This is a genomic window from Cupriavidus sp. 09_S30 (assembly GCF_056930435.1).
The window spans coordinates 2,767,001-2,782,763 of the sequence record NZ_JBXOWI010000001.1 but is presented as its reverse complement, the minus strand read 5'-3'; the positions used below and the strand labels follow the sequence as shown (position 1 = coordinate 2,782,763).

The 15,763-nt window shown below is 67.1% G+C and carries 12 protein-coding genes and 1 tRNA gene; 4 read left to right on the top strand and 9 right to left on the bottom strand.

Going from position 1 to position 15,763, the window contains the following annotated elements; all coding sequences use genetic code 11:
• Window positions 1-29: 29 nt before the first annotated feature.
• Window positions 30-1,358 carry a TIGR03862 family flavoprotein gene (locus AC1Z3O_RS13155; protein ID WP_483516160.1) on the bottom strand — a complete coding sequence of 443 codons (1,329 nt, stop codon included), beginning with the start codon at window positions 1,356-1,358 and terminating at the stop codon, window positions 30-32.
• A gap of 131 nt (window positions 1,359-1,489) precedes the next feature.
• Here AC1Z3O_RS13155 and AC1Z3O_RS13150 point away from each other — a divergent pair, with 131 nt between their 5' ends.
• The gene (locus tag AC1Z3O_RS13150; RefSeq protein WP_483516159.1) at window positions 1,490-2,116 is read left to right on the top strand and encodes a DUF1415 domain-containing protein; all 627 of its coding nucleotides are present in this window, start codon (window positions 1,490-1,492) and stop codon (window positions 2,114-2,116) included.
• A gap of 56 nt (window positions 2,117-2,172) precedes the next feature.
• Here the strand turns inward: AC1Z3O_RS13150 and AC1Z3O_RS13145 are convergent, their stop codons facing one another.
• Window positions 2,173-3,003, bottom strand: coding sequence for a class I SAM-dependent methyltransferase (locus tag AC1Z3O_RS13145; RefSeq protein WP_483516158.1), 831 nt, complete (start codon window positions 3,001-3,003; stop codon window positions 2,173-2,175).
• Between the two features lie 271 nt (window positions 3,004-3,274).
• On the opposite strand from AC1Z3O_RS13145, the gene AC1Z3O_RS13140 reads away from it, so the two are divergent.
• On the top strand, window positions 3,275-3,787 hold the full coding sequence (locus AC1Z3O_RS13140; protein ID WP_483516157.1) for a DUF1697 domain-containing protein: 513 nt from the start codon (window positions 3,275-3,277) through the stop codon (window positions 3,785-3,787).
• Window positions 3,788-3,954: 167 nt separating this feature from the next.
• Here AC1Z3O_RS13140 and mmsB read toward each other — a convergent pair whose 3' ends face one another.
• The 3 genes from mmsB to AC1Z3O_RS13125 all read right to left on the bottom strand — a co-directional run bounded on the left by mmsB (window position 3,955) and on the right by AC1Z3O_RS13125 (window position 7,774).
• On the bottom strand, window positions 3,955-4,866 hold the full coding sequence (gene mmsB / locus AC1Z3O_RS13135; RefSeq protein ID WP_483516156.1) for a 3-hydroxyisobutyrate dehydrogenase: 912 nt from the start codon (window positions 4,864-4,866) through the stop codon (window positions 3,955-3,957).
• A gap of 31 nt (window positions 4,867-4,897) precedes the next feature.
• Entirely contained in the window at window positions 4,898-6,397 is a 1,500-nt protein-coding gene (locus AC1Z3O_RS13130) for a CoA-acylating methylmalonate-semialdehyde dehydrogenase (protein ID WP_483516155.1), read from the bottom strand.
• A gap of 138 nt (window positions 6,398-6,535) precedes the next feature.
• On the bottom strand, window positions 6,536-7,774 hold the full coding sequence (locus AC1Z3O_RS13125) for an ABC transporter substrate-binding protein (RefSeq protein WP_483516154.1): 1,239 nt from the start codon (window positions 7,772-7,774) through the stop codon (window positions 6,536-6,538).
• 138 nt (window positions 7,775-7,912) lie between these two features.
• Here AC1Z3O_RS13125 and AC1Z3O_RS13120 point away from each other — a divergent pair, with 138 nt between their 5' ends.
• On the top strand, window positions 7,913-8,953 hold the full coding sequence (locus AC1Z3O_RS13120; RefSeq protein WP_483516153.1) for a LysR family transcriptional regulator: 1,041 nt from the start codon (window positions 7,913-7,915) through the stop codon (window positions 8,951-8,953).
• Between the two features lie 136 nt (window positions 8,954-9,089).
• Here the strand turns inward: AC1Z3O_RS13120 and AC1Z3O_RS13115 are convergent, their stop codons facing one another.
• The gene (locus AC1Z3O_RS13115; protein WP_483516152.1) at window positions 9,090-9,458 is read right to left on the bottom strand and encodes a hypothetical protein; all 369 of its coding nucleotides are present in this window, start codon (window positions 9,456-9,458) and stop codon (window positions 9,090-9,092) included.
• A gap of 679 nt (window positions 9,459-10,137) precedes the next feature.
• Between AC1Z3O_RS13115 and AC1Z3O_RS13110 the strand changes: the two genes are divergently transcribed.
• Window positions 10,138-11,424, top strand: coding sequence for a hypothetical protein (locus tag AC1Z3O_RS13110; RefSeq protein WP_483516151.1), 1,287 nt, complete (start codon window positions 10,138-10,140; stop codon window positions 11,422-11,424).
• A gap of 219 nt (window positions 11,425-11,643) precedes the next feature.
• Here AC1Z3O_RS13110 and AC1Z3O_RS13105 read toward each other — a convergent pair.
• From AC1Z3O_RS13105 to pepN, 3 genes are all read right to left on the bottom strand, one after another.
• Window positions 11,644-11,719 (bottom strand) — tRNA-Thr (locus AC1Z3O_RS13105).
• A gap of 162 nt (window positions 11,720-11,881) precedes the next feature.
• Window positions 11,882-12,898 carry a class 1 fructose-bisphosphatase gene (locus tag AC1Z3O_RS13100; protein WP_483516150.1) on the bottom strand — a complete coding sequence of 339 codons (1,017 nt, stop codon included), beginning with the start codon at window positions 12,896-12,898 and terminating at the stop codon, window positions 11,882-11,884.
• Between the two features lie 100 nt (window positions 12,899-12,998).
• Window positions 12,999-15,710 carry an aminopeptidase N gene (gene pepN, locus AC1Z3O_RS13095; RefSeq protein WP_483516149.1) on the bottom strand — a complete coding sequence of 904 codons (2,712 nt, stop codon included), beginning with the start codon at window positions 15,708-15,710 and terminating at the stop codon, window positions 12,999-13,001.
• Between the last annotated feature and the right edge of the window lie 53 nt (window positions 15,711-15,763).

Sequence of the window (15,763 nt, the reverse complement as noted above, 5' to 3'; positions counted from 1 at the left end):
CGCGGGCGGCGCGGCCCGCGCCGCCGGCTTCAGCGGCAGCCGAGGTAGGTGGCGGCCCCCAGCCCCGCCGCCCGGCCGCTGGCAAAGCAGGCCGTCAACAGATAGCCCCCGGTGGGGGCTTCCCAGTCCAGCATCTCGCCGGCGCAGAACACGCCCGGCTGCGCGCGCAGCATCAGGTCGCGGTCCAGCGCCTCAAAGCACACCCCGCCTGCGCTGCTGATCACTTCATCGATGGGCCGCGCACGCAGCAGCCGCAGCGGCAAGGCCTTGATCGCCGCCGCCAGCGCTGCCGGGTCTGCCATCGTTTCCTTGGGCAGGCATTCGCGCAGCAGGCCCGCCTTGACTCCCGTGATGCCCAGGCGGCTCTGCAGATGGCTCGACATCGAGCGCGCGCCGCGCGGGTGCGCGACTTCCTCGGCGACGCGCTGCGTGCTCAGGCCGGGCGCCAGGTCGAGCCGGATCACGGCTTCCGCGCCGCTGTCGAGCAGGTCGCGCATCGGTGCCGAGAGGGCGTAGACCAGGCTGCCTTCGATGCCGCCGGCGGTCACCACGCATTCGCCCTGGCGATGGTGCTCGGTGCCGTCAGGCCCGGTCAGGCCGATCGCCACCGCCTTCAGCGGATGGCCGGCGAAGCGCGTGCTGAAGTGCTCGCTCCAGCCCACGTCGAAGCCGCAGTTGGCCGGGCGCAGCGGCGCGATGTCGACGCCGCGCGCCGCCAGCAGCGGCACCCAGGCGCCGTCCGATCCCAGCCGGGCCCAGCTGCCGCCGCCCAGCGCCAGCACCACGGCATCGGCCTGGACGCATTCCTCGCCCTGCGGCGTGGCGAAGCGCAGGCACTGGCCGCCGGCCTGCGCCTGGTCGGCCCAGCCGAGCCAGCGGTGGCGCATGCGGAACACCACGCCGGCCTCGCGCAGGCGGTGCAGCCAGGCGCGCAGCAGTGGCGCGGCCTTCATGTCGGTGGGAAAGACGCGTCCGGAGCTGCCGACGAAGGTCTCGATGCCCAGGCCGTGCGCCCAGTCGCGCAGGGCCTGCGGTCCGAAGCCGTCGAGCAGCGGCGCGATGTCGGCGCTGCGGCTGCCGTAGCGGGCCCGGAAGGCGGCCTCTGGCTCGGCGTGGGTCAGGTTCATGCCGCCCTTGCCAGCCATCAGGAACTTGCGGCCGACAGAGGGCATTGCGTCGAAGACCGTGACGGCGATGCCCGCCTCCGACAGCATCTGCGCGGCCATCAGGCCGGCCGGGCCGCCGCCGACCACCGCGACGGTGTGGCCCGGTTGGCCCGGCCGGCCAGACGATAAACCGGCGGCGGTGCTGGAACGGTCGGAGGCGGAGGATGGAGCGGGGGCGTCTGCTGCTGGCATGAATGGCGTCGGGGGAAGGGCGGGCGCGGGTCGGCTGTCCCGCGGCGGATTATATCGGGTGCGCGAGGGGTAAAATCGCGGGCAGTACTTGGTCCGACGTCCCTGCGTCCGACCCCATGCGTCCGACCCCCATGCTTGATATCAACGATAACGCTGCCGGCGGCAGCGATCCCCACCACACTTCCGGCGCTGATGCTGGCCATGATGCCGGCCATGACAGCGTGCTCGCCGCCACACGCCACTGGCTCACGCGTGCCGTCATCGGTCTCAACCTGTGTCCCTTCGCCAAGGGCGTGCACGTGAAGGGGCAGATCCGCTATGCAATCAGCGAGGCCAGCGAGGCGCAGGATGTGCTGGATGACCTGGAGCGCGAGCTCAAGTTGCTGGCCGAGGCCGATCCGGAGCGCATCGACACCACTCTGCTGATCCTGCCGCATGCGCTGGCGGACTTTCTCGAATACAACGATTTCCTCTACTTCGCCGAGCGCCTCCTGAAGAGCCTGCGGCTGGAGGGCACGCTGCAGATCGCCAGCTTCCACCCGCAATACCAGTTCGCGGACAGCGAGCCGGACGATATCGAGAACTACAGCAACCGGGCGCCTTACCCCATCCTGCACCTGCTGCGGGAGGACAGCATCGCGCGCGCCGCCGAGGCCTTTCCCGATGCGGCAGACATCTACGAGCGCAACCAGGAAACGCTGCGCCGCCTGGGCCATGCCGGCTGGCGCGAGTGGATGCGCGGCGAATCCGAAGATTGAGCCTGCGCCCGCGCAGCGCGGGCGCGTGGGCCGGTCGCGTACCGGCCGTGCCGGCTTCAGGCCGGCGTGTAGAAGCGCTCCTGCAGCTCTTCCAGGCCGAGCGATTCCAGCACGCTGTGCAGCCGCTCGGCCGGGCGCCGGCGCGGCAGGTCCTTGTACTGGGCGATGATCAGCTCGTTCTTCATCGAGTGCTCCCAGCCCACCAGCTCGGTCACGCTGACCTGGTAGCCATGCGCCTCCAGCTGCAGGCAGCGCAGCACATTGGTCACCTGGCTGCCGAACTCGCGCGTGTGCAGCGGATGGCGCCAGATCTCGGTGAGCGGGTTGCCCGCCAGCAGCTTGCCCTTGTGCCGGCGCAGCACGCTGGCCACCTCGGCCTGGCAGCAGGGCACCAGCACGATGTGATGGGCACGCTTGTGCAGCGCGAAGCGGATGGCATCGTCGGTCGCCGTGTTACAGGCATGCAGCGCGGTGACGATGTCGACGGTGGCGGGCAGCGCGTCGGAGGTGATGGAATCGGCCACCGACAGGTTGAGGAAGGACATGCCCGGGAAGCCCAGGCGCTCGGCCAGCTCACGCGAGCTGTGCACCAGTTCCTCGCGCGTCTCGATGCCGTAGATGTGCGACTGGTCCTGCAGCGCCTTGAAGAACAGGTCGTAGAGGATGAAGCCCAGGTAGGACTTGCCGGCGCCGTGGTCGACCAGCGTGATCTGGCCGCGCGCCTCCTTGCGTTCCTGCAGCAGCGGCTCGATGAACTGGTACAGGTGGTAGACCTGCTTGAGCTTGCGCCGGCTGTCCTGGTTCATCTTGCCGTCGCGCGTCAGGATGTGCAGGGCTTTGAGCAGTTCGATCGACTGGCCGGGGCGGATTTCGTGGGTATTCGACATGAAGCGGGAAAAAAGGGCGCATGCGGCAGCCGCATCGCGCGTTGCCCGCCAGTTTACCGAAAGCGGCCAGGCTTGGCTGGCGTGATTGGCGGCAGCCTTAGCGGCGGCCGGATAGACGTGCGACGCGATACGTAACGCCGGCGCCGCATGCGCTGCGCGCCGGGCACCGGCACGCGGGCAGAGGCCAGCCACTTACCGGACCCGGCGGCTGGAGGCGGGCAGGGCGATCGAGGCCGCAGGGACGGGCTTGGCAACGGCATAGAATGCGCGCATGACCACTTATATCGCCCTCCTGCGCGCCGTCAACGTCGGCGGCACCGGCAAGCTGCCGATGGCCGATCTACGCGCCATCTGTGCCGGCCTCGGATTTGCCGGTGCACGTACCTATATCGCCAGCGGCAACGTTGTCTTCACCAGCGATCTGCCGGCGAGCGGGGTCAAGGCGGCGCTGGAGACGGCGCTGGCCGCCTATGCCGGCAAGCCGGTCGGCGTGCTGGTGCGCACGGGCGTCGAGATGGCCGCCGTGCTCGCTGCCAATCCCTTTGCCGAGGCGGCGCCCAACCGGACGGTTGCGATCTTCCTGGATGACGCCCCATCCGCCGACATGCTCGACGGGGTAAGCGGTCTGCAGGACGAACGGGTGGCCCTCGGCGCGCGCGAGATCTATGTGCACTACGGCGCGGGCATGGCGGCCTCGAAGCTGAAGATCCCAGGTGCGCAGGCGGGCACGGCGCGCAATATGAACACGGTTGCTACGCTGGCGCGCTGGGCATCGGGCGGTTGAGGGTTGCGGGTCCGGTTTCCGGGGGCGGTGCCTGGCCGGCCCTGTCCGGGTCGCGCAACGAGATCGCAGGATGTCCGCTTTCTCCCTTCGTCGCCCCCCGAATGCAAAAGCGGGCCCCAGAGATGGGGCCCGCTCCTTCGTGCCGCAAACGGCGTTTGTCGCAGGGCCTACCTGACCGCCAGCGCCTGCTCCAGCGTCACCGCATCCTCGAACACGCTGGAGAAGTCCAGCGGCCCGTGGCCGTTGGCGCGGTGCACTTCGAAGATGCGCCGCGCCAGGTCGCCCAGCGGTGCCGCCACGTCGCTGGCCGCTGCGGCGGCGTGCGCCAGGCGCAGGTCCTTGGCCATCAGGTCGGTGGCGAAGCCGCCGGTATAGCCGCGCGAGGCCGGGGCCGCTTCCATCACGCCCGGGCAGGGGTTGTACACCTCGAGCGTCCAGTTGCGACCCGAACTCTGCTGCATGACGGCCGAGACCACCTTGGGGTCGAGCCCGTTGGCGATGCCCAGCCGCAGCGCTTCGCTGGTGCCGGCCATCAGGATGCCCAGCAGCATGTTGTTGCACAGCTTGAGCGTCTGCCCGGCGCCCAGCGGTCCGCCATGGTGGATGGCACGCCCCATCGATGCCAGCAGCGGCCGCATGCGCTCGACCAGCGCCGCGTCGCCGCCGACCATGAAGGTGAGCGTGCCGGCTGCGGCGCCCGCGGTGCCGCCTGATACCGGTGCGTCGAGCAGCGGCGTGCCCGCGCGCGCCTGCGCCGCGATCTGGCGCGGCACGTCCGGCGGCACCGTGCTGCAGTCGATCAGCACGGCGTGCGGGGCGGCATGCGCGAGGATGCCGTCCGGCCCGCCGTAAGCGGCCAGCACATGCTCGCCCGCGGGCAGCATGGTGATGACCACGTCGGCCTCGCGCACGGCGTCGGCAATCGAGCCGGCCGCCTGGCCGCCTTGCGCGGCCAGCCGTTCGAGCGCCGCGCCCGACAGGTCGAAGCCGCGCACGGCGTGCCCGGCCTTGACGAGGTTGGCGGCCATCGGGCCGCCCATATTGCCCAGGCCGATGAAGGCGATGCTCTGTGTGGACATGATCGTCTCCCGTGTTCGCATCAGGCTGGCATCACTTCAGCGTGATGGTCGTGTTCACGCCGGTCGGCCCCGTGCCGCGCGCCTGCCAGCGTGACGTCACGGTCTTGGTCTGCGTCCAGAACAGGATGGCCTGCTTGCCATTGGGGCCGAGGTCGCCCAGTTTCGATGCGCGCGAGCCGGTGAAGCTGAACCACGCCACCGGCACGGGAATCGGCAGGTTGATGCCGACCTGCCCGACGTCGATCTCGTTCTGGAACTGGCGCGCCGCGCCGCCGTCCTGCGTGAACAGCGCCACGCCGTTGCCGTTCGGGTTGGCATTGATGAGGTCGATGGCCGCGTCGAGCGTGTCGACGCCCGTCATGCACAGCACCGGTCCGAAGATCTCCTCGCGGTAGATTGACATGTCAGCGGTCACACCGTCGAACACCGTCGGTCCGACGAAGTTGCCCTCGGGCGCCTGCGTCACGTGATGGTCGCGGCCGTCGAGCAGCAGCTTGGCACCTTCTTCCACGCCGGCGCCGATCAGGCGCTCGACTCTCGCGCGCGCGCTCTTCGAGACCACGGGGCCGAGGTCCGCGCTGCGGTCCGTGCCCGGCCCCACCTTGAGCTGGCGCGCACGCTCGACGATCTCGGGCACCCACTCGCGCGCCTCGCCCACCAGCACGGCCACCGAAGTTGCCATGCAGCGCTGGCCCGCCGCGCCGAACGCTGCGCCCAGCAGGTGGTTGATGGCCTGCTCGCGATCGGCGTCGGGCAGGATCACGCAATGGTTCTTGGCGCCCATCATGGCCTGGCAGCGCTTGCCAGCGTCCGACGCGCGGCGGTAGAGCTGCGTGCCCACGTGCGTCGAGCCGATGAACGACACGGCCTTGATGTCCGGATGCTCGCACAGGCCGTTGGCGATGTCCGGCCCACCGTGCACCACGTTGAGCACGCCCGGCGGCAGCCCGGCTTCGAGCGCCAGCTCGGCCAGCCGCAGCGATGCGCTGGGATCCTGCTCCGACGGCTTGAGCACGAAGGTGTTGCCGCACGCCACCGCCAGCGGGAACATGAAGCACGGCAGCATCACCGGGAAGTTGAACGCGGTGATGCCGGCGCACACGCCGAGCGGCTCGATCAGCGTGTAGACGTCGATGCCGCCGGCCGCGTTCTGCGCGTATTCGCCGAGCTGCAGCGAGGCGATCGAGCAGGCGTGCTCCACCACCTCCAGGCCGCGCCCCACCTCGCCCTCCGCGTCGGGCAGGGTCTTGCCGTGCTCGCGGGTGATCAGCGCCGCCAGCTCGGCCGTGTGATCGCGCAGCAGTTGCTGGAACCGCAGCATGATGCGCATGCGCGCCGCTTGCGAGGTGTTGCGCCAGGTCTTGTACGCGGCCTTGGACGAGGCGACGGCCGTGTTGAGTTCGTCAGCGGTCGCGAACGGTACGCGCGCGACCACCTCCTGCGTGGCCGGGTTGATGACGTCGCGCCATTGCGTGGTCTTCGATTCGACGCGCTTGCCGTCGATCAGCAGCGGGAGGGTCGGAATGGACATGGATCGCTCTCCTGGGGAACCGGATCGGATGATCAATCAAGAAGAAAATGGGAGGCGAGCCGGGCCGCCGCGGCGGAACCGGTCATCGCATCCTTGCGTCAGTGCGTCAGTGCGTCAGTGCGTCAGTGCGTCAGCGTGTCAGCGTGACGCGGAGGTCGTCTTGAGCAGCGGGCAGCTCGACTTCGACAGCGGCTGGAACGCTTCGGCCGCGGGCACCGTGGCCACTGCGGTGTAGTAGTCCCACGGTCCCTTCGATTCGGCCGGCGTCTTGACGCGGAACAGGGTCATGTCGTGGATCACGCGGCCGTCGGGGCGGATCGAGGCGTTGCGCATGATCGGGTCGCGGATCGGCAGCTCGCGCATCTTCTGTGCCACCACCTTCGCATCGACGCTGCCGGCCGCCGCCACCGAGCGCAGGTAATGCAGCACGCTCGAATACACCCCCGCCTGCACCATGGTCGGCTTCAGGTTCTTGTACTTCTGCTGGAAGCGGGCGGACCAGGCGCGCGAGGCGTCGTCGTAGTCCCAATAAAAGCCGTCGGTGAACATCAGGCCCTGCGCGGTATCCAGGCCGAGGGCGTGCACGTCCGAGAGGAACACGAGCAAGGCCGCGAGCTTCTGGCCGCGCTGCACGATGCCGAACTCGCGCGCCGCCTTGAGCGCGTTGACGGTGTCCTGCCCGCCATTGGCCAGCGCCACGACCTGTGCCTTCGACGCCTGCGCCTGCAGCAGGAAGGAGGCGAAGTCCGATGCGTTGAGCGGATGGCGCGACTGGCCCACCACTGTGCCGCCGAGCGCCTTGACGTTATCGGCCGCGTCCTTCTCCAGCGAGGTGCCGAAGGCATAGTCCACGGTCAGGAAGTACCAGGACTTGCCGCCGCTCTTGACCATCGCGCGGGCCGTGGCGGCCGACTGCGAATACGTGTCGAACATCCAGTGAAAGCCCGTCGGCGAACAGTCTTCATTGGTCAGGCGCGTGGTCGCGGGGCCGGAGAACATCACCACGCGCTGCTTTTCCATCGCCAGCTTCTGCACGGCCAGGGCCGCGGCGGAATTGGTCAGGTCGGCAATCGCGTCGACGTTGTCGCGGTCGAACCATTCGCGCGCCCGGTTGGCGGCGACGTCCGCCTTGTTCTGGTTATCCGCCGAGACCAGGCTGATCTTCATGCCCTTGCATTCAGCCGCCAGGCAGTCGTCGATGGCCATCTGTGCGGCCACCACCGATCCTGAGCCGCCCATGGCCGAATACGGTCCGGTCATGTCGGTCAGCACACCGACCTTCACCGGCCTGTCCGGCAGCTGCGCGAAGCCTGCGGGCACGTTGACGCAAAAGCCCACGCCGAGTCCCAGCGCGGCCAGCCATGGCTTGATCTTCATCGTCTGTCTCCTTGGTGTTTTTCTTGTCTTGCCTTGCCATCTTTGCGTGGCATCGGGCCAGTATATTTGTGTGAATTTGCTTTGTATGGTGAATATCTGCATTTACTATGTGCAAAAACACACATAGGAGACGCCGCCATGCCGAGTCGAGCGAGCGGGGCCGGCCAAGTCACGAGGGCGGCGAAGACATCCAGCGCAACGAGCACGCCAAACGGACAAGGGAGCGGGCACGGGAGCCCGCACGGCGGCTTGCCGGGCGCCCGCCCCGACTGGGATGACCTGCGCTACTTCCTTGAAGTCGCCCGCACCCAGCGGGTGAGCATGGCGGCGCAGCGCCTCGGAGTCGACCACACCACCGTCTCGCGCCGCGTGCGCGCGCTCGAACAGGCGCTGGGCACGCTGCTGTTCGACAAGTCGCGCAATGCGGGCTTCGCACTCACGCCCGAGGGGCAGCAGTTGCAGGTGTACGCCGAGCAGATGGAGGGCACGCTGCAATCGGCCTGCGAGCAGGTGGCCGGCTGGGGGCAGACGCTGTCGGGGCATGTGCGCATCGGCTCTACCGAGGCGTTCGGCACCTACTTCCTCACGCCCTTGCTGTCGCGCTTCCAGCGGCAATACCCGTCGATCCAGCTAGACATCATGCCGGTGCCGCGCTTCGTGAGCCTGTCCAAGCGCGAGGCGGACCTGGCCATCACCATTGAGCGCCCGCGGCGCGGCCCCTATGTGTGCAGCAAGCTGTGTGACTACCGGCTCCAGCTCTACGCCACGCCTGCATACCTCGCCAGGCACGGCGCGGTCGAGCGCTTTGGCGATCTCAAGGGCCGGCGCTTCATCAGCTACGTCGACGAACTCACGTTCAGCAAGGAACTGCGCTATCTGGAGGACATCGTGCCCGGCGGCGACGTCGTGCTGCGCAGCACCAGCGTGATCGCGCAATACCACGCCGCGCTGCAGGGCGAAGCGCTGGCGATCCTGCCCTGCTTCATGGCCGCGCAAGACCCGCGGCTGGTACCGCTGCTGGTGGACGAGGTGGTCGTGACGCGCAGCTTCTGGATCTATTGCCACGAGGAACTGCGCACGCTCAAGCGCATCACCACGCTGTGGGACTACCTGCGCGAAGCCGCACAGCGCAACGACGCGCTGCTGCAGGGCAGGGCCGGCGAGCTGCGGCACGCGTGACGGAGGTCCGCAGCGAACGATTTTCACGGTTACACGTGCCGGTTCGAGATGCTGGAGTCCCTGCAGGGCGAGTAGGCGGCTCGAGTCGAGCCTGGCTTGGGCGCTTTGTCGCCGGTATGGCCTGGTCGCGATCGGTTCAGCGCTTCCAGACGATCGGCGCGGTCGCGGAGCAGGCGGTAACCTTCCCGAACCAATTCCTGCTGGTGTTCAGCTTGATGCTTTGGTCGCCTATCGGCTCGATCGGCCTGTGCCTTCGGTCGGCCAGGCTGTTGGCCACATTGCTGACCGCTGTCCTGCACGCGGCCGCTGCGGTACTGGGCAGAATCGTGAACTGCTGGTACCGGTAGTCGACCATGAGCGTGAAGCCGTCTGGCACATATTCCACCGTGTACTCCGTCGACATATCGTACGTGGACATCTGGCGGCCGGAATAGGGCGGCGCTGTGGTGGTGCAGGCAGCAGACACCAGGCAGGCCATCACCGCCAGGATCTTCAGGTATTTCACAGCGCGATCTCCATTCATGCCCATGGGACAGGGGCTGTCGGCCTGAGGGCGTGTCTCGGGCTGGATGGTACCAAAGATGGGCGGCGGAGAATTTTCGTCCGTGGTCTGGCCATCGATCCCATCATGGGGGCCGGCGCCACCGGATGAAATTCCTGCCCGGGACACGACGGTTTCGCGCGCCTGTACGGACGTCCGCGTATCGTTTTCCCTTGGCTGCGCCCGCAATGGAACTCCAGATCTGCATTGCCATGATCTGCTCGATGTGAGCAAAAAACCAGGCTCCCAGAAACGCCCCAGAATCTCATCCTTTTGCACTAGGTTTTCCCATGCATCAGGTATCCCGTCTATCGTGGGGCTTGACGATTTCTGGTGCGCCCAATATTTCATTGCGAAGCCGCTCGCCATAATGTTCGATAGCCGTTTCCACGCCGGTATCTCTTATTCTTTGCGCGTCCCGAGGATATACACCAATGACTGCCGTCGGTCGTGATGGCACCGAACCGATATAACGGCTGTTCTAATCAACGCCGCAACGGCCCTGGGCAAGCTTGTTCGCGCCTCATCCATACAGGCGATTTTCCCGCTTTCTTTCTGGCGATACGTTACTCATACGTTGTCGAGCGCTCGCAAAGAGCCTCCGAGCAGCGGGACAGAAAGAATCGGGAAAAAGGGGCCATGTATGAAACAAAACCATAGGAAGCTGACTGCGTTGTCCTTTGCCTGCCTGGCAATCACCTTGGCGGGTTGCGGTGGAGGGGGCGACTCCACAACTACGGACACCACGACTCCGAGCGCGGGGTCGCAGTCTACGAGCCCAACGACGAACCCCGCTACGCCAGACACGGGAACGACAACGCAATCGCCCACCGCGCCGCGCAATACGATGCTGTCAGGCACCACGGATCCTACTGCCAGTGTCGGCAACGATGGGGACTTCTATATCAATACGGTGACCTGGATGATCTTCGGGCCCAAGGCCAATGGCGTGTGGCCGGCGGGCGTGTCCTTGGCTGGTCCGCCGGGAGCGAGCGGCACCCAGGGCGCCACCGGGAATACTGGCGCGGCCGGTAATACCATTCTTTCGGGCTCGACCGACCCGACCGACAGCGTCGGCAATAATGGTGACTATTACATCAACACCGCGACTTCCACGCTGTTCGGGCCCAAGGCCAACGGCAAGTGGCCGCCGGGCGTCTCGCTGGTAGGCCCCGCAGGCAACCCAGGCGCCAACGGCAACACCATCCTGTCGGGTGTCGGCGCCCCAAGCAATTCCATTGGCAACAATGGCGACTTCTATCTCGACACCAGTACCTGGACCATCTATGGGCCCAAGGTCAATGGCGCCTGGCCGGCCGGCGTATCGCTGGTCAGCCAGGCTTCCGGTGGCGGCAGCAGCGGTGGTAGCGGTAGCGGAAGTGGTTCCGGCACCGGTGGTCACATCTGGTCCGGGAGCGGCGCGCCCACCGATGACATCGGCGCCGATGGTGACTTCTATCTCGATACCTCGACGTCGACCCTTTACGGTCCCAAGACGGGTGGCAAGTGGCCAAGCAGCGGCGTGGCCTTGACCACCGGCACCGTCTACAACGGCAACTTCAACGTGCCTGACACACTGAGTCGGGGCGCGTACGTCATGACCGGTGATGGCGGCGCGGTGCCCCTGCCTAGCGATATCGGCGTCACGATCCCGTACGATTGCAGCCGCGTGACACTGACCGCGACAACGCTCGGCAAGCCCCAAGGCTCGTTGAACCTCGCCGTGTACAAGGTCACGGGCTCCGGCGTGTCAGCTACCTTCGCGCCGGTCAGTGGCTTGAGTTGCAAGATCAACAACGGTCAGCAGAGCTGCAGTGTGCAAGCTCCGTCAGGCTCCGTAAGTCATGGCGACAAGTTGCAGGTGCAGCTCGACACTAACCAGGCGACGGGCTGGGGTGGGCTCTCGGTCAAGCTTGCTTGTTCCCTATAGCCCCATTGGACTCATTGCCGATGCTTGCTGGATGATCGGTGCATTTGCTCTGGCAGCGGGACGCATTGTCCCGCTGCTTTTTTGTTTTGGTGCGCGTGTCTTCAGCTTGATAGGCGGCTTTGCGGCCGCTTGCAGGACGGCGACTCGATGCCTAGGGCGGCATGGCGCCCAGAAACAACAAAGCCCAACCGGTTGGCTGGGCTAAGTGCTTGATTTGAATGGTGCCGAAGAGAGGAATCGAACCCCCGACCTTCTCATTACGAATGAGCTGCTCTACCGACTGAGCTACTTCGGCAACATCGTTCCGTGCAATCTGGAACAGCCCGCAATAATAGCAGGGAATTTCTTCTGTGGGAAGTTTTTTGCGGCGACATCTGCATGTGCGCTGCCTTTTCCCACCGCCTGCTTCATTCCCCGGCCATCGCGGGCCGTGCCCGGCGGGTCATCTCCCGAAGTTTCAGGCTGCCCCGTCCGTTTCCAGGTGGTAGCGGGTCACGCGGTCCACTTCGTTCTTGGAGCCGAGGATCACCGACACGCGCTGGTGCAGCTTCTCCGGCTGGACGTCGAGGATGCGCTGGTGGCCGTTGGTGGCGGCGCCGCCGGCCTGTTCGACCAGCATCGCCATCGGGTTGGCTTCGTACATCAGGCGCAGCTTGCCGGGCTTCTCCGGCTCGCGCTTGTCCCAGGGGTACATGAAGATGCCGCCGCGCGTGAGGATGCGGTGCACGTCGGCGACCATGGAGGCGATCCAGCGCATATTGAAGTTCTTGCCGCGCGGGCCGTCGGTGCCGGCCAGGCACTCGTCGATATAGCGGCGCACCGGCGGGGCCCAGTGGCGCATATTGGACATATTGATGGCGAATTCCTTGGTGTCTTCCGGAATCTGCACATCGGACTGGGTCAGCACGAAGCTGCCGGCCTCGCGGTCGAGCGTGAACATCTGGACGCCGTTGCCGACCGTCAGCACCAGGGTGGTCTGCGGACCGTAGACGGCGTAGCCGGCGGCGACCTGGTGGCTGCCGGGCTGCATGAAGTCGCCCTCGGTCACGGTCTGGCCGGGCTTGGGCATGTGCAGCACCGAGAAGATGGTGCCGATCGAGACGTTGACGTCGATATTGGACGAGCCGTCGAGCGGATCGAACATCAGCAGATATTCGCCCTTCGGGTAGCGGTTGGGAATCTCGTAGAAGGTGTCCATTTCCTCCGAGGCCATGGCCGCCAGGTGGCCGCCCCACTCGTTGGCGTCGAGCAGTACTTCGTTGGCGATCACGTCCAGCTTCTGCTGGGTTTCGCCCTGCACGTTGCCGGTGCCGGCGGAGCCGAGCACGCCGGCGAGCGCGCCCTTGTTGACGGAGTTGGAAATGGCCTTGCAGGCGCGCGCGACCACTTCGATCAGCAGCCGCAGTTCGGGCTGGATCGTATTGTGCTTGCGCTGCTCCTCGACCAGGTATCGGGTGAGGCTGATGCGTGTCATGTTGGTTCTCCTTGGATGGCCGCAATTCTACATGGCCGCCGGGGCACGGCCGGCGCCGCCGGCCTTACCCATATCCTTGGCGGCGCCGCTTGCTGCCGCCTCAGGCGGCCAGGGCCTTGCCGACGATTTCACGAACGTCGCGCGACAGCGCCGGGGCCGCCGCCACCTGCTCCAGGGCCGCGCGCATGCGCTCGCGCAGCGCCGGGGCGTACTTCTGCCAGCGGTCCAGCACGCGAGCCAGCCGTGCCGCCACCTGCGGGTTGATGGTGTCCAGCGCCAGCACCTGCTCGGCCCAGAAGCGGTAGCCCGATCCGTCTTCGGCGTGGAACTGCGCGGGATTGCCGGAGCAGAAGCTGAAGATCAGCGCGCGGGCGCGGTTGGGGTTGCGCAGCGTGAAGGCGGGGTGCTCCATCAGCGCGCGGACGGTGTCGATGGTGCGCTTGCCGGCGTGCGGGCCCACCTCGCCGCGCTGCATGCCCTGCAGCGAGAACCATTTGTCCACCACCAGCGCATCGTGTTCGAAGCGCTGGTAGAAGTCGGCCAGCGCGGCTTCGCGGCCCGGGGCAAAGCTGTTCACCAGGGCGGTCAAGGCGGCGAAGCGGTCGGTCATGTTGTCGGCGGCGCGGTACTGGCGCTCGGCCAGTGCCTGCATGGCGGCGTCGCCGGTGTCGGCCAGGTAGCCCAGCGCCAGGTTGCGCAGTGCGCGCTTGGCGGCGCTGGCCGCGTCGGGGCTGTAGGCCCCTGGTGTGGCGTTGGCTTCGTAGGTGGCCAGCCACTCCGGCTGCAGCGCGCGGGCCAGGCCTTCGCGCAGGAACTGCCGGGCGCGGTGGATGGCGGTCGGGTCGGCCACGCTCATGCGCTCGGCCAGGTAGGCTTCTGCCGGCAGCAGCAGGGCCTGCTCGCGGAAGGCGGGGTTCAGGCTGGCGTCGGTCAGCACCGCGCGCACGGCGCTGACCAGGTCCGGCGCGAGGTGCAGTTCGCGGCCTGCCTGCGCATCCGATACGAGTTGCAGCAGCGCGCGCGTGGCCAGCCGCTGGCCGGCCTCCCAGCGGTTGAACGGGTCGCTGTCATGCGCCAGCAGGAAGGTGAGCTGGGCGTCGGTGTAGTCGGCGTCGACGATCACCGGCGCGGAGAATCCGCGCAGCAGAGAGGGCAGGGGCGCCGCGCCGCCGGGCTGCGCCGGCAGGCCGACGAAGCGGAAGCGCTGCTCGGCGTGGGTGAGGTCGAGCACGCGCGTGGTGGCGCCGGCGCCGCTATCGCCTTCCTGTTCGCCTTCGAGCCGCAGCGGCAGGTCGCGCCCGTCCGCACCGATCAGGCCGACCGCGAAGGGGATATGGAAGGGCTGCTTGTCCGGCGTGCCCGCGCGCGTCTCGATGCCGGCCTTGGCGCAGTGCTGCGCCAAGGTCAGCGTGAAGCTGCCGTCCCTGGCATCCCAGGCGGTGCGCACGCTCACCACCGGGGTGCCGGCCTGGCTGTACCACAGGCCGAACTGGGCCAGGTCGCGGCCGTTGGCGTCGCCCATGGCGGCGCGGAAATCGTCGCAGGCGACGGCCTGGCCGTCATGGCGCTGGAAGTACAGATCCATGCCCTTGCGGAAGCCATCGCGGCCGAGCAGAGTCTGGTACATGCGCACGACCTCGGCGCCTTTCTCATAGACCGTGACGGTATAGAAGTTATTGATTTCCTCGTAGCTGTCGGGGCGCACCGGGTGGGCCATCGGACCGGCGTCCTCGGGGAACTGCACCTGGCGCAGCAGCCGCACGTCCTCGATGCGCTTGACCGCGCGGCCGGATTCCGAGCCCATCATGTCGGCCGAGAATTCCTGGTCGCGGAACACGGTCAGGCCTTCCTTGAGCGAGAGCTGGAACCAGTCGCGACAGGTGACGCGGTTGCCGGTCCAGTTGTGGAAGTACTCGTGGCCCACTACCGATTCGATATTGGCGAAGTCGGTGTCGGTGGCCGTTTCGGCATTGGCCAGCACATACTTGGTGTTGAAGATGTTGAGGCCCTTGTTTTCCATCGCGCCCATGTTGAAGTCGCCCACGGCGACGATCATGAAGCGGTCCAGGTCGAGCTCCAGGCCGAAGCGGCGCTCGTCCCAGCGGATGGCATGGATGAGCGAGTCCATGGCGTGCCGCGTCTTGCCCAGGTCCTGCGGCTCCACCCATACCTGCAGCAGCTTTTCCTTGCCGGAGGCGGAGACGATGCGCTCTTCCACGCATTCGAGCTTGCCGGCGACCAGCGCGAACAGGTAGCTCGGCTTCTTGAACGGATCTTCCCAGACCGCCTCGTGGCGCCCGCCCGGCAGGTCGCTGCGGCCGACCAGGTTGCCGTTGGACAGCAGCACCGGATAGGCGCCGCGGTCGGCGCGCAGCGTGACCTTGTAGGTGGTCATCACATCGGGCCGGTCGAGGAAGTAGGTGATGCGGCGGAAGCCTTCGGCCTCGCACTGAGTGAAGAAGTTGCCGTTGGAGACGTAGAGGCCGGACAGCGAGGTGTTGGCGGCGGGGCGGCAGGCGCTGGTGATCTCCAGCTGGCCTTGGTCGGGGAGGCCGGCCAGCGTCAGCGTGCCGTCGGCCTGCGCCGTGGCGCCTGCCAGCGGCGTGCCGTCCAGCTTCACGCCGATCAGTTCCAGCTCTTCGCCGGCCAGCACTAGCGGCGCAGCCGCGGCGGTGCGACGGAACTGCACGGTGCTGGTGACAATGGTGCGCTCGGGGTCCAGTTCGAGCACCAGGTCGACATGTTCGAATGCGAAGGCGGGCGGCGTATAGTCTTTACGGTAGACGGTGACGGGCGTATCGGTGCGCGGCATGGCGGTTCTGTCCTCGGGTGACCTTGGGCGGCCCGCGCCGCCGGGGCGCGGGC

Bases quoted from the DNA above. Each gene is read 5' to 3' on its own strand.
- AC1Z3O_RS13155 (WP_483516160.1), bottom strand. From the start codon at position 1,358: ATGCCAGCAGCAGACGCCCCCGCTCCATCCTCCGCCTCCGACCGTTCC.
- AC1Z3O_RS13150 (WP_483516159.1), top strand. From the start codon at position 1,490: ATGCTTGATATCAACGATAACGCTGCCGGCGGCAGCGATCCCCACCAC.
- AC1Z3O_RS13145 (WP_483516158.1), bottom strand. From the start codon at position 3,003: ATGTCGAATACCCACGAAATCCGCCCCGGCCAGTCGATCGAACTGCTC.
- AC1Z3O_RS13140 (WP_483516157.1), top strand. From the start codon at position 3,275: ATGACCACTTATATCGCCCTCCTGCGCGCCGTCAACGTCGGCGGCACC.
- mmsB (WP_483516156.1), bottom strand. From the start codon at position 4,866: ATGTCCACACAGAGCATCGCCTTCATCGGCCTGGGCAATATGGGCGGC.
- AC1Z3O_RS13130 (WP_483516155.1), bottom strand. From the start codon at position 6,397: ATGTCCATTCCGACCCTCCCGCTGCTGATCGACGGCAAGCGCGTCGAA.
- AC1Z3O_RS13125 (WP_483516154.1), bottom strand. From the start codon at position 7,774: ATGAAGATCAAGCCATGGCTGGCCGCGCTGGGACTCGGCGTGGGCTTT.
- AC1Z3O_RS13120 (WP_483516153.1), top strand. From the start codon at position 7,913: ATGCCGAGTCGAGCGAGCGGGGCCGGCCAAGTCACGAGGGCGGCGAAG.
- AC1Z3O_RS13110 (WP_483516151.1), top strand. From the start codon at position 10,138: ATGAAACAAAACCATAGGAAGCTGACTGCGTTGTCCTTTGCCTGCCTG.
- AC1Z3O_RS13100 (WP_483516150.1), bottom strand. From the start codon at position 12,898: ATGACACGCATCAGCCTCACCCGATACCTGGTCGAGGAGCAGCGCAAG.
- pepN (WP_483516149.1), bottom strand. From the start codon at position 15,710: ATGCCGCGCACCGATACGCCCGTCACCGTCTACCGTAAAGACTATACG.